Below are 12531 nucleotides of genomic sequence, written 5' to 3' on the forward strand. Positions count from 1 at the left end.
GGTTTATCTGAAAGTGCGGGGTGGTGCCGGGCAGCGCAGGGCTGCCCGGAATGAAGTTTAATGCGATTTAAACCCGGCAGCCGTCATCAGCATGCGAAAGAGCATGCTGACTGCTGCCAGCGCAAGTACGCTGCCGCCCCAGATAATGGCCAGCCACAGCAATCTTTTCCAGACAGGTTGTTGCATCAGTGATAACCCTCCCCAGGCTGAACTTTGCCGCGAAATACGTAGTAGCTCCAGAAGGTGTAGACCAGAATAACGGGAATGATCAACAGCGCGCCCACCAGCATAAAGCCCTGACTTTGCGTTGGCGCGGCGGCCTGCCACAGGGTGATCGACGGCGGTATGATATGCGGCCAGATGCTGATCCCAAGCCCACTAAAGCCGAGAAATATTAGCCCCAGCGTCAGAATAAACGGTCGAGCATGGCTCTCAGGATTACTCAGGCAGCGCCACTGATAGAAGCTAAACATGACGACCAGAGCAGGGACTGGCAGCAGATAAAACAGATTCGGCAGCGTAAACCAGCGCGCCGCGATGGCCGGGTGCGCCAGCGGCGTCCAGAGGCTGATCGCTGCGATAAACGCCAGCAGCACGATTAACAGCGTTTTCGACACCTCACGCATCCGCTGCTGCAGCGCATTTTCGCTTTTCATCACCAGCCAGGTTGAGCCTAACAGCGCGTAGGCCACCACCAGACCCGCGCCGCAGAACAGGTTAAACGCGGTAAACCAGTCAAACGGTCCACCGGTATACGTTCTGCCCGTGACGCTAAAGCCGTTAATGACGGCGCCTACCGTCACGCCCTGGGTAAAGGTCGCCAGAACGGAACCGCCAATAAACGCCTTATCCCAGAAAGGACGGTGGGCCGGGGTGGCTTTAAAGCGAAATTCAAACGCCACGCCGCGGAATATAAGTCCGATCAGCATTAACGTCAGCGGAATGGTCAGAGCATCAATAATCACCGCATAGGCCAGTGGGAATGCACCGAACAGGGCGGCACCACCTAGCACCAACCAGGTCTCATTGCCGTCCCAGACCGGTGCGACGCTGTTGACCATCACGTCGCGATCGTCGGCGTTTTGTGTTGCCGGGAACAGAATACCGATTCCCAGATCAAACCCGTCCATGACGATATACATCAGCGTGGCAAAGACGATGATGACAAACCAGATAATGGAAAGATCGATACCCATTATGGCTGCTCCTTATGTTCAGCTGTGACGGCAGAAAGCGGGCGCGCCGGGCGTCCATCGGACTCGGTAGCGAACGATTCATGCGGCTGCGGGCCTTTTCGGATGAGGCGCACCATATAGCTATAGCCCACGCCAAATACCGAGGTATAGACGACGAAGAAGGCCAGCAGGCTCACGCTCATATGCAGGTCACCATGGGCTGAAACCGCATCCTTCGTTCGCTGGAGTCCGTAGACCACCCACGGCTGGCGGCCGACTTCGGTGGTGACCCATCCGGCCAGAATGGCAATCAGCCCGGATGGCCCCATCAGCAGCGCAAACCACAGGAACGGACGCGAAGAATAAACCCGCTTTTTATAACGCAGCCAAAGCGCCACTACTCCAAGCAGCAGCATCAGCATCCCTAAACCCGCCATAATGCGGAACGACCAGAAGACGATGGTGGAATTAGGACGGTCTTCTTTTGGAAACTCTTTTAGCGCAGGGACCTGTTTATCCAGGCTGTGCGTCAGGATGAGGCTACCCAGCGCCGGGATCGCCAGTCCAAAGCGGGTGCGTTCCTGCTCCATGTCAGGCCAGCCAAACAGCAGCAGCGGGGTAGGCTCGCCCGGCGGATTTTCCCAATGGCCTTCAATAGCGGCAATCTTGGCGGGCTGATGCTTTAAGGTGTTCAAACCGTGCATATCGCCAACCAGGGCCTGGATGGGTGCAACAATCAGCGTCATCCACAGTGCCATCGAAAACATCGCCCGAATGGCAGGGGTATTATTCCCGCGCAGCAGATGCCATGCCGCGGATGCACCGACAAACAGGGCGCTACTCAGGAATGCCGCAATCGACATATGCAGCAGGCGGTAGGGGAAGGAGGGGTTAAATACCACGGCGAACCAGTCCACCGGTACCACCTGTCCGTTGACGATCTCGTAGCCTTGCGGGGTCTGCATCCAGCTGTTCGAGGAGAGGATCCAGAAGGTTGAGATAATGGTGCCCAGCGCCACCATGCAGGTGGAGAAGAAGTGCAGCCCTGGCCCCACTTTATTCCAGCCGAACAGCATCACGCCGAGGAACCCGGCTTCGAGGAAGAAGGCGGTAAGCACTTCATAGGTCAGCAGCGGGCCGGTAATGCTGCCTGCAAACTGCGAAAAGCCGCTCCAGTTGGTGCCAAACTGGTAGGCCATCACCAGCCCGGAGACCACGCCCATGCCAAAATTGACGGCGAAAATCTTCGACCAGAAATGGTACAGCGAGCGCCAGACCGGATTTTTTGTTTTCAGCCACAGCCCTTCGAGCACGGCAAGATAGCTGGCCAGGCCGATGGTGATGGCCGGGAAAATAATGTGAAAGGATACGGTAAAGGCAAACTGTATCCGCGCAAGGTGAAAAGCATCTAAACCAAACATGCACAGCCTCAATGTCAAACGGTGTACTGTTATGCTATAGGGGCAACGTTCGGACTTTCAGACGCAGAAAAGTGATTTTTAACCATAACAGTTGGCATAAAACGCATGCTTTAGCTATCAGATATACCTCGCCAACGAGGAATAAAAACATTCTTTTTATGAATTTTCCGCATTAAACCTCTTGCTTTGTCGTCAACGCCGTGCGTTAATGGTCTTCTGGTTTTGAGTCCAAAAAAATATCTGACGTAGTTTCATAAAGCAGTTCTCATCACGTTGTGCCTCTCCGCAGCCTCTCTTGGGTCTTTATCTACATTCCGATTAGTTTTGTTTAAAACCATTATTGCCTGATCGGCTCATGAGTAATTTACGTTTTTACGTTCACAGGAGAATCCTATGACTTCTTATATCCATTTCCGCTGCCCATGCTGTCATGGCTCGCAGTACCGTACCTCAGTCTTTGATGTATCTGAGAAAAACCCGCTCGGTGCGAAATGCATCTTTTGCAAATCGTCAATGATCACGCTCGATCACCTGGCCGCTGCGCGTCAGGCGCAAAGCCACGTTACCGAGTACCGTAAGTAATTTTTACTTAAACTATAACAGTTAGCAAAAACTTCTCTTTTTCTCCTGCTGATATACACTGTCGGCAATAAGGAGAATCTGATGAAAAAATACCAGCGTCTGGCGCAACAAATTATCTCGCAGATTGAGCTTGGCGTTTGGCTGCCGGGCGATAAGCTGCCTTCCCTGCGAGAGCAGGTGGCAAGCAGCGGCATGAGCTTTATGACCGTTGGCCACGCGTATCAGATGCTGGAAAGTCAGGGGCGCATTGTCGCCAGGCCGCAGTCGGGCTATTACGTTGCCTCGCGCCCGACCGCACAACAGCCTGCGCCGCCTGCCCAGGTAATGCGTGATGAAGCGGTAGATATCAACACCTATATCTTCGAGGTCTTACAGGCCAGTCGCGATCCGTCCGTTGTTCCTTTCGCCTCCGCGTTTCCCGACCCCCGGCTTTTCCCGCTTCAGCAGCTCAACCGCTCGCTGGCAAACGTCAGTAAAACCGCTACCGCAATGAGCGTGATTGAGAACCTGCCGCCCGGTAACGCTGAACTCCGTCACGCCATTGCGCGCCGTTATGCGCAGCAGGGGATGAACATCTCGCCGGACGAGATCGTCATTACCGCAGGCGCCCTTGAGGCCCTCAACCTGAGTTTGCAGGCGGTGACGGAGCCAGGAGACTGGGTGATTGTTGAAAACCCGTGTTTTTACGGCGCGCTGCAGGCGCTGGAGCGTCTGAAGCTAAAAGCGCTGTCGGTCGCCACAGACGTTCGGGAGGGGATCGATCTGAATGCGCTGGAGCAGGCGCTGAACGACTACCCCGTAAAAGCCTGCTGGCTCATGACCAACGGCCAAAACCCGCTTGGCTTCACGCTGAGTGCGGAAAAAAAAGCGCGTCTGGTCGCGCTCCTGACGGAGCACAACGTCACCTTGATCGAGGACGATGTCTACAGCGAGCTCTATTTTGGTCGCGAAAAACCGCTTCCGGCCAAAGCCTGGGACCGGGTAGATATGACGCTTCACTGCTCTTCCTTTTCAAAATGCCTGGTGGCGGGGTTTCGCATCGGCTGGGTGGCGGCAGGAAAACACGCGCGCCGCATTCAGCAGCTGCAGCTGATGAGCACGCTTTCAACCAGTTCCCCCATGCAGCTGGCGCTGGTGGACTACCTGGCGACAAAACGCTACGACGCCCATCTGCGTCGCCTGCGACGAACCCTCGCCGAGCGAAAACAACAGGCGTGGCAGTCGCTTCTGCGCCATATGCCCGCCGGTGTCAAAATCCACCACAACGACAGCGGCTATTTTTTATGGCTGGAGCTACCTGCGCAGCTGGACGCGGGGCTGCTGAGCGAAAAGGCCTTAACGCACCATATCAGCATTGCGCCCGGAAAGATGTTTTCCACCTCTGACGCGTGGACGCCGTTCTTCCGGTTTAATACGTCCTGGGCGTGGGGCGAGCGGGAAGAGCAGGCGGTCATTCAGTTAGGTAAATTAATTAGCACAATGATGGAATAACTTTTCCCCTTTCTTTAAATAATCATTTCTTATCCTGACGACGGCACGGCAAATATTTTGCGGTGCCGTATCATATGAAATCTGCATACCGGCTTTCGCGGCTAACTCCTTGTCTATAATCCAGTTAACGGGGAATGCGTCCTCGGTCACACCTTGATGAAAATTCCTTAAGCCGAACGGTGCGGCGCATTTGCGCGGTCTACGTTTAATAAGGGAGATATTTTTACGGCACGGCTGCCGCTAAATTTCATTGCGACAGGAGTAACTCTTATGAGCAAAAAATTTGCCCGCAGCAGCCTGTGCGCGCTCGGCATGACTATCATGACCGCGCAAGCCGCAGAACCACCAAAGGCCATTGGCGACGGGGAAGGCCGACTGGATATTATCGCCTGGCCGGGGTACATCGAACGCGGACAGACGGATAAAAATTATGACTGGGTTACCCAGTTTGAAAAAGAGACCGGCTGCGCGGTCAACGTTAAAACGGCGGCCACGTCCGATGAAATGGTCAGCCTGATGGCGAAGGGAGGTTACGACCTTGTCACCGCGTCAGGTGATGCCTCGCTCCGCCTGATTATGGGAAAACGCGTTCAGCCGATTAACGCGGAACTGATCCCCAACTGGAAAACCCTTGACCCGCGCATCGTGAAGGGCGAGTGGTTTAACGTGGGCGGCAAGGTCTACGGCACGCCGTATCAGTGGGGGCCCAATCTGTTGATGTACAACACCAAAACCTTCCCGACGCCGCCGGACAGCTGGAGCGTGGTCTTTACGAAGCAGGATCTGCCGGACGGCAAAACCAATCAGGGACGCGTGCAGGCATACGACGGCCCGATTTATATCGCCGATGCGGCGTTGTTCGTCAAAGCCACTCAGCCGCAGCTGGGTATTAGCGACCCGTATCAGCTCACTGAAGAACAGTATGCCGCCGTGCTCAAAGTTCTTCGCGACCAGCATGCCCTGATCCACCGCTACTGGCATGACACCACCGTCCAGATGAGCGACTTCAAAAATGAAGGCGTCGTGGCCTCCAGCGCCTGGCCGTATCAGGCGAATGCCCTGAAGGGCGAGAACCAGCCCGTTGCCACCGTCTTCCCGAAAGAGGGGGTGACCGGCTGGGCGGATACCACCATGCTGCATGCGCAGGCAAAACACCCGATGTGCGCCTACAAGTGGATGAACTGGTCGCTCACGCCGAAAGTGCAGGGCGATCTGGCGGCATGGTTTGGCTCGCTGCCCGTCGTGCCTGAAGGGTGTAAGGCCAGCACGCTGCTGGGTGACAAGGGCTGTGAAACCAACGGCTATAACTATTTTGACAAAATCATGTTCTGGAAAACCCCCATCGCAGAAGGCGGAAAATATGTGCCTTACAGCCGCTGGACGCAGGATTACATCGCCATCATGGGTGGCCGTTAATCATCCGGGAGCAGAACATGACGTACGCGGTAGAGTTTAATGACGTTTCCCGTCTGTACGGTGACGTGCGGGCGGTGGATGGGGTCACCATTGCCGTTCGTGACGGAGAATACTTCTCCATGCTGGGGCCTTCGGGCTCCGGCAAAACCACCTGCCTGCGTCTGATTGCCGGTTTTGAGCAGCTGTCAGGCGGCACGATATCTATCTTTGGCAAAGAGGCGAGCGCGCTGCCGCCGTGGGAGCGGGACGTGAACACCGTATTCCAGGATTACGCGCTGTTCCCGCATATGTCGATCCTCGATAACGTCGCCTACGGGCTGATGGTGAAAGGCGTCGACAAGAAAAAACGCCACGCGCAGGCTCGCGACGCGCTGGAAAAAGTGGGCTTAAGCTTTGCCGTCGCCCGCAAGCCTTCGGAGCTTTCCGGAGGGCAGCGCCAGCGTGTGGCCATCGCGCGGGCGCTGGTGAATGAACCGCGCGTCCTGCTGCTCGACGAGCCGTTAGGCGCGCTCGATCTCAAGCTGCGGGAGCAGATGCAGTTCGAGCTGAAGAAGCTTCAGCAGGAACTCGGCATCACCTTTATTTTCGTCACCCACGATCAGGGTGAAGCCCTCTCCATGTCGGACCGGGTGGCGGTGTTCAATAATGGACGCATCGAGCAGGTCGATACCCCGCGCGATCTCTACATGCGCCCGCGCACGCCGTTTGTCGCCGGTTTTGTCGGCACCTCGAACGTCTTCGATGCAGGCCTGGCGCATAAAGTCTGCGGCATGGAGGGCAGCTATTCCCTGCGTCCGGAACATATCCGCCTGAATGAGGGGGGTGAGGTTCAGGTGCAGGGCATCGTCCAGGCCGTTCAGTATCAGGGGGCTGCCACGCGCCTTGAGCTCAGGCTCGCCGACGGTGCCAAACTGCTGGTGAGCCAGGCCAGTCTCAGCGATTTCTCGCCGCTAAGCGGCATTGCGCCGGGGCAGGCCGTCACGGCGTCGTGGTCGCGCGAGGCGATGATTCGCCTGCAGGAGGAGAGGTGAAATGGCTATGAGTGTCGCGCACCCTCCCGCCCCGCGCGGCCGCATAAGCCGCATTACGTCACTGTTCTGGCGTAAACCGTCGCTCGGACTGTTCCTGCTTCTGCTTGCACCGCTGATGTGGTTTGGCATTGTCTATTTAGGATCGCTGCTGACCCTTTTGTGGCAGGGTTTTTACACCTTTGACGATTTCACCATGGCGGTCACGCCGGATCTGACCCTGGCGAACATACTGGCGCTCTTCAATCCGGCAAACTACGACATCATCCTGCGCACGTTAACGATGGCGATTGCGGTGACGATTGCCAGCGCAATTCTGGCGTTCCCGATGGCCTGGTACATGGCGCGATACACCCGCGGCAAGTGGAAAGCGTTTTTCTATATCGCCGTGATGCTGCCAATGTGGGCGAGCTACATCGTCAAAGCCTACGCCTGGACGCTGCTGCTGGCGAAGGACGGCGTGGCACAATGGTTCCTCAACCACCTGGGGCTGGAGCCGCTCCTGACCTCGATCCTTACGCTCCCCGCGGTAGGTGGCAACACCTTATCCACCTCCGGGCTGGGACGGTTTCTGGTCTTCGTCTATATCTGGCTGCCGTTTATGATCCTGCCCGTTCAGGCGGCGCTGGAACGGCTGCCGGCTTCGCTGCTGCAGGCCTCTGCCGATCTCGGCGCCCGCCCGCGCCAGACCTTCCGCTATGTCGTTCTGCCGCTGGCTATCCCGGGCATTGCCGCGGGCTCAATCTTCACCTTTTCCCTGACGCTGGGGGATTTCATCGTACCGCAGCTGGTCGGGCCGCCGGGGTTTTTCATCGGTAACATGGTCTACTCCCAGCAGGGGGCGATCGGCAATATGCCCATGGCCGCCGCGTTCACGCTGGTTCCCATCGTGCTGATTTCACTCTATCTGGCGTTCGTGAAGCGTCTGGGAGCATTCGATGCACTCTGAACGCGCACCGCTGTTCCTGAAAGTGGCAGCGTGGGGAGGCGTCATCTTCCTGCACTTCCCGCTGCTGATTATCGCAGTCTATGCCTTTAATACCGAAGATGCTGCCTACAGCTTTCCGCCTCAGGGGCTGACGCTGAAGTGGTTTACTGCGGCGGCGGGGCGCGGGGATATCATCGAATCGGTGACGTTGTCACTTCAGGTTGCCGCGCTATCCACCGCGATAGCCCTTGTGCTTGGCACGCTTGCTGCAGCGGCGCTCTGGCGAAGCGAGTTTTTTGGCAAGAACGCGATCTCGCTATTGCTGCTGCTGCCGATTGCGTTGCCGGGGATCATCACCGGCCTGGCGCTGCTGACAGCGTTCAAAACAATCAACCTTGAGCCGGGGTTTTTCACCATTGTGGTTGGGCACGCCACGTTTTGCGTGGTGGTGGTCTTCAATAACGTGATTGCCCGGTTCAGACGCACCTCCTGGAGTCTGGTGGAAGCGTCGATGGATCTCGGGGCCGACGGATGGCAAACCTTCCGCTATGTGGTGCTGCCCAACCTGGGCTCCGCGCTGCTGGCCGGGGGAATGCTGGCGTTTGCCCTGTCGTTTGACGAAATTATCGTCACAACCTTTACGGCGGGACACGAACGCACGTTACCGCTGTGGTTGCTCAATCAGCTAGGCCGTCCGCGCGACGTGCCGGTCACCAACGTCGTTGCACTGCTGGTGATGCTGGTAACAACCATCCCCATTCTGGGAGCCTGGTGGCTAACCCGCGCCGGCGAAAACATCGCCGGCGGCGGGAAATAACATTGATTTGAACAGGACAATGCTATGCAAACACATCTGCTGATAAAGGGTGAACTGGTTGCCGGAGAGGGAGAGAAACAGCCTGTCTATAACCCGGCCACCGGAGAGGTGCTGCTGGAGATTGCTGAAGCGTCAGCGGCACAGGTCGACGCGGCGGTTCAGGCCGCCGACCGTGCTTTTGAGGCGTGGGGACAAACGACGCCGAAAACCCGCGCCGAGTGCCTGCTGAAGCTCGCGGATGCGATTGAAGCGCATGGCGAAGAGTTTGCCCGGCTCGAATCCCTCAACTGCGGCAAGCCGCTGCACTGTGCGCTGGGCGATGAAATTCCCGCAGTGGTCGACGTTTTCCGTTTCTTCGCCGGGGCGGCCCGCTGCCTGAACGGGCTGGCCGCGGGTGAGTATCTTGACGGCCACACGTCGATGATCCGCCGCGACCCGGTGGGCGTGGTTGCCTCTATCGCGCCGTGGAACTACCCGCTAATGATGGCGGCATGGAAGCTGGCGCCTGCGCTGGCGGCCGGTAACTGTGTGGTCATCAAGCCGTCTGAAATCACGCCGCTAACGGCGTTAAAGCTGGCGGAGCTGGCGAAAGATATCTTCCCGGCTGGCGTTCTCAACGTGCTGTTTGGCCGTGGAAAAACGGTGGGCGACCCGCTCACCGGACATGAAAAAGTGCGCATGGTGTCGCTGACCGGTTCGATTGCCACCGGGGAGCATATCATCGGCCACACGGCGTCCTCCATTAAGCGCACCCACATGGAGCTGGGCGGTAAAGCGCCGGTTATCGTGTTCGATGACGCCGACCTGGATGCGGTTGTAGAAGGCGTGCGGACGTTTGGTTTCTACAATGCCGGGCAGGACTGTACGGCGGCCTGCCGTATCTATGCCCAGAAGGGGATCTACACCCGGCTGGTGGAAAAGCTCGGTGCCGCGGTGGCCAGCCTCAAAATGGGTGCCCCGGAGGATGAGTCTACTGAACTCGGTCCGCTCAGCTCGGCTGCCCATCTTTCACGCGTCTGTCAGGCGGTTGACGAGGCGAAAGCCCTCGGCCATATCCGCGTGGTGACGGGCGGGAGCAAAAAAGAGGGGGCGGGCTACTACTTCCAGCCAACGTTGCTGGCCGGGGCGAAACAGGAGGATGCCATCGTTCAGCGAGAAGTGTTTGGACCTGTGGTGAGCGTCACCGAATTCGACGATGAAGCGCAGGTCCTGGCCTGGGCGAACGATTCGCAATACGGCCTGGCGTCGTCGGTCTGGACGAAAGACGTGGGACGCGCCCATCGCCTGAGCGCGCGCCTGCAGTACGGCTGCACCTGGGTCAATACCCACTTTATGCTGGTGAGCGAAATGCCGCACGGCGGCATGAAATTGTCTGGCTATGGAAAGGATATGTCGGTGTACGGGCTTGAGGATTATACGGTTGTCCGGCACGTTATGATTAAACACTAGAAAATCATGCCCGGCGGTCTGCATCGCCGGGCGTTTGCTTTACCAGCCACACACCTCGTGCTCATTTTCCGTGTCGTAAGCGCGGACGGTATTCACCAGATCTTTTACTACGTCTGCGGCGACGTCGGGGATGAGCAACTCCATGGGGGCCTCTGTTTCGTAATCCACCGAGACGCCGTTGCTGTTGTTGGTCACGGTCACTGTGTACGTTGCTTTACCCACGCGGTTACTCCTTATGTGTATTGACCACTTTGCCGATGCCCGCGCCCTGAAGCGTAACGTCAGGATCGGCAAAAAAGTCGATATTGAAATAGGTATCGTCGGTCAATAGCTCGATGCGGTGCCATTTCTCTGGCGGCGAGATGCCAAACGATCCGGCTTCAATCACCAGTTCCAGATCCGGTTCGGTCGCGTCAGCGTTCGGGAAACCAAAATAGCGCACCGCACCCTGCATCACCGACAAACGGCCATATACGCTGGCTTTCGTATTATGGTGGGTGAAAAGGGCTTTTGGCGCGGTGTCTTTGTTCCAGAATGGCGTGGAGCGGGTATGAACAAAATTCTCAGGGATACGTAGCATAAAGGTTACCTCGTAAATAAAAGCCGCTTAAAGCGACTTCAACACCTCTGGTTCGACGAAAAATTCAATATTAAACAGCGTGTCGTCGCTCATCACCTCGATGTGATGCCATTTCTCAGGGGGAAAAACACCGAAGTGGCCGGCCCTGATAATCAGTGTGCTGTCAGGCTCAGGGGCATGTTCATCAGCATAACCCAGGTAGCGGACGGCACCCTGCATAACGGACAGGCGTGGATAAACGCCCGGACGGGTACCCGTATCGAGATGACGCTGAAAGATCCCGGCGGGGGCGGTTTCTTTATTCCAGAAAGGGGTAGAGCGGGTATGAATACAGCTTTGCGGAATGCGTAGCATATTGCCTCCCATGTATGTCTGCATTTATTAGACGCCTTTGCGGAAGAGAGGATTTATCAAAAAGTGCATTTAAGTTGCATGTTATCAATAAAGATAATGGGTGGCTCCCCCTGTTTGTAATACAAAATACTCAGTTGTTATTAGCCTTAATATTTAAGTGGTTATTATGTAATGAAAAAACTTGATCTGTATCAACATATGACGCATATTGCGTGCGGTTATTTTTTCGGCTCTGGTATACAGAATGACGTTGTATCAAAAGATGTTGGTTTTTTACGCAGTGATGGCTTCCATCTGTGCATTAATTACCTGGTTCCTTTCTAAAGACCGCAAGCGCATCCGCCTGCTTAGCGCGTTTCTGGTCGGGTCGACCTGGCCGATGAGTTTCCCCGTTGCGCTGCTGATTTCTCTTTTCTGAAGCATCCTTCCAAGTTCGAAAGATGAACATAGCATTCCAGTTACGATGGCTGTATAAATACACAGTGCATCGTAAAAGGAGTGCTTATGAACAGTTTTTACTCGCAGCATGCGGGTTGCACCGTGCGCTGGCATGATTTGCCCGGCTCTGGCGATCCCGTAGTCTTTATCCACGGATTGGGCTGCGCCTCTTCCTATGAATATCCTCGCGTCGTCCGAGACCCTCAGTTTGGCGGGCGCAGAGCTATTCTCATCGATTTACCCGGCAGCGGTTACAGCGATAAGCCTGAACATTACAGCTATAAAACGACTGAACAGGCGCGCGTCGTGGCGGAGTTGATTGACCATCTTCAGCTGGATGCTTTCTGGTTATACGGTCACAGCATGGGCGGCAGCATTGCTATAGAAACGGCGGGGCTGCTGGCACCGCGCGTGAAGGGACTGATAGTGTCGGAGCCCAATTTTCACGCCGGTGGGGGGATGTTTAGCCGCGCTATTGCGGCGCAAACCGAACACCAGTTTGTGGCGCAGGGCTATAATGCCATGCTCCGTAAAGAGACCACCGCCTGGGCCGGGTGCCTGCAAAGCAATGCACCCTATGCCGTCTGGCGCGGCGCATCAAGCCTGGTCGCCGGTGTTGAGCCGGACTGGGAAGCGCAATTTCTGTCGCTGCCTTGCCCGGTGACGTTGATTTTTGGTGAGCTCTCACTGCCGGATGACGATGTGGATAATCTGAAGCTGAAGGGCGTTGAGGTCAAAATCATCCCTGCGGCGGGGCACTCCATGTCGTGGGAAAACCCGTCGGCACTGGCGCAGGCGTTAGCGGAGTGTATGGCGGCGTAATTATCGTCGCGGAATACAGGCCGGGTAAGC

15 protein-coding genes are annotated in these 12531 nt (G+C 56.5%); 9 read left to right on the forward strand and 6 right to left on the reverse strand.

Annotation, left to right across the window (positions count from 1 at the left end; genetic code table 11):
- Window positions 1-57 precede the first annotated feature (57 nt).
- Genes ACTJI7_RS13425 through ACTJI7_RS13435 form a run of 3 tightly spaced genes read right to left on the reverse strand, consistent with a single transcriptional unit; the run spans window position 58 to window position 2596 of the window.
- The gene (locus ACTJI7_RS13425; protein ID WP_008501283.1) at window positions 58-186 is read right to left on the reverse strand and encodes a DUF2474 domain-containing protein; all 129 of its coding nucleotides are present in this window, start codon (window positions 184-186) and stop codon (window positions 58-60) included.
- A complete protein-coding gene (gene cydB, locus ACTJI7_RS13430) occupies window positions 186-1196 on the reverse strand; it encodes a cytochrome d ubiquinol oxidase subunit II (protein WP_063154245.1) in 1011 nt (336 codons plus the stop codon). Before cydB ends, ACTJI7_RS13425 begins: the two co-directional genes overlap by 1 nt.
- Window positions 1196-2596: a cytochrome ubiquinol oxidase subunit I gene (locus ACTJI7_RS13435; protein ID WP_063154243.1), complete on the reverse strand. Its 1401-nt coding sequence runs from the start codon at window positions 2594-2596 to the stop codon at window positions 1196-1198. Before ACTJI7_RS13435 ends, cydB begins: the two co-directional genes overlap by 1 nt.
- 393 nt (window positions 2597-2989) lie before the next feature.
- Here ACTJI7_RS13435 and ymcF point away from each other — a divergent pair, with 393 nt between their 5' ends.
- From ymcF to patD, 7 genes are all read left to right on the forward strand, one after another.
- Window positions 2990-3178, forward strand: a complete 189-nt coding sequence (ymcF, locus tag ACTJI7_RS13440; protein ID WP_028013309.1) for a cold shock small protein YmcF — start codon at window positions 2990-2992, stop codon at window positions 3176-3178.
- 81 nt (window positions 3179-3259) lie between these two features.
- Entirely contained in the window at window positions 3260-4669 is a 1410-nt protein-coding gene (locus ACTJI7_RS13445; protein ID WP_048959047.1) for an aminotransferase-like domain-containing protein, read from the forward strand.
- A 270-nt stretch (window positions 4670-4939) separates the two neighbouring features.
- The gene (gene ydcS, locus ACTJI7_RS13450) at window positions 4940-6085 is read left to right on the forward strand and encodes a putative ABC transporter substrate-binding protein YdcS (protein ID WP_440669435.1); all 1146 of its coding nucleotides are present in this window, start codon (window positions 4940-4942) and stop codon (window positions 6083-6085) included.
- Between the two features lie 17 nt (window positions 6086-6102).
- Entirely contained in the window at window positions 6103-7116 is a 1014-nt protein-coding gene (locus tag ACTJI7_RS13455; RefSeq protein ID WP_063154241.1) for an ABC transporter ATP-binding protein, read from the forward strand.
- Between the two features lies 1 nt (window position 7117).
- Window positions 7118-8062, forward strand: coding sequence for an ABC transporter permease (locus tag ACTJI7_RS13460; RefSeq protein WP_041909766.1), 945 nt, complete (start codon window positions 7118-7120; stop codon window positions 8060-8062).
- The gene (locus ACTJI7_RS13465; protein ID WP_063154239.1) at window positions 8052-8858 is read left to right on the forward strand and encodes an ABC transporter permease; all 807 of its coding nucleotides are present in this window, start codon (window positions 8052-8054) and stop codon (window positions 8856-8858) included. The genes ACTJI7_RS13460 and ACTJI7_RS13465 overlap by 11 nt, the downstream gene beginning before the upstream one ends.
- A 24-nt stretch (window positions 8859-8882) precedes the next feature.
- Window positions 8883-10307 (forward strand): aminobutyraldehyde dehydrogenase, encoded by a 1425-nt coding sequence (gene patD / locus ACTJI7_RS13470; RefSeq protein WP_028013303.1) that lies wholly within the window; start codon window positions 8883-8885, stop codon window positions 10305-10307.
- Between the two features lie 39 nt (window positions 10308-10346).
- Here patD and ACTJI7_RS13475 read toward each other — a convergent pair whose 3' ends face one another.
- From ACTJI7_RS13475 to ACTJI7_RS13485, 3 genes are read right to left on the reverse strand one after another with little or no spacing between them, the layout of a single operon-like run.
- Window positions 10347-10529, reverse strand: a complete 183-nt coding sequence (locus tag ACTJI7_RS13475; protein WP_003856955.1) for a DUF1869 domain-containing protein — start codon at window positions 10527-10529, stop codon at window positions 10347-10349.
- 4 nt (window positions 10530-10533) lie between these two features.
- Window positions 10534-10887 carry a DUF1971 domain-containing protein gene (locus ACTJI7_RS13480; RefSeq protein WP_028013302.1) on the reverse strand — a complete coding sequence of 118 codons (354 nt, stop codon included), beginning with the start codon at window positions 10885-10887 and terminating at the stop codon, window positions 10534-10536.
- Window positions 10888-10914: 27 nt separating this feature from the next.
- Window positions 10915-11241: a DUF1971 domain-containing protein gene (locus ACTJI7_RS13485; protein WP_041912006.1), complete on the reverse strand. Its 327-nt coding sequence runs from the start codon at window positions 11239-11241 to the stop codon at window positions 10915-10917.
- A gap of 244 nt (window positions 11242-11485) precedes the next feature.
- Here ACTJI7_RS13485 and ACTJI7_RS13490 point away from each other — a divergent pair, with 244 nt between their 5' ends.
- The gene (locus ACTJI7_RS13490) at window positions 11486-11659 is read left to right on the forward strand and encodes a GhoT/OrtT family toxin (protein ID WP_014883956.1); all 174 of its coding nucleotides are present in this window, start codon (window positions 11486-11488) and stop codon (window positions 11657-11659) included.
- A gap of 86 nt (window positions 11660-11745) precedes the next feature.
- Complete coding sequence (locus ACTJI7_RS13495) at window positions 11746-12501, forward strand: alpha/beta fold hydrolase (RefSeq protein WP_048959044.1); 756 nt, start codon at window positions 11746-11748, stop codon at window positions 12499-12501.
- Window positions 12502-12531: the final 30 nt, after the last annotated feature.

It is taken from the genome of Enterobacter sp. 22499 (assembly GCF_052044815.1).
Lineage (GTDB): Bacteria > Pseudomonadota > Gammaproteobacteria > Enterobacterales > Enterobacteriaceae > Enterobacter > Enterobacter bugandensis.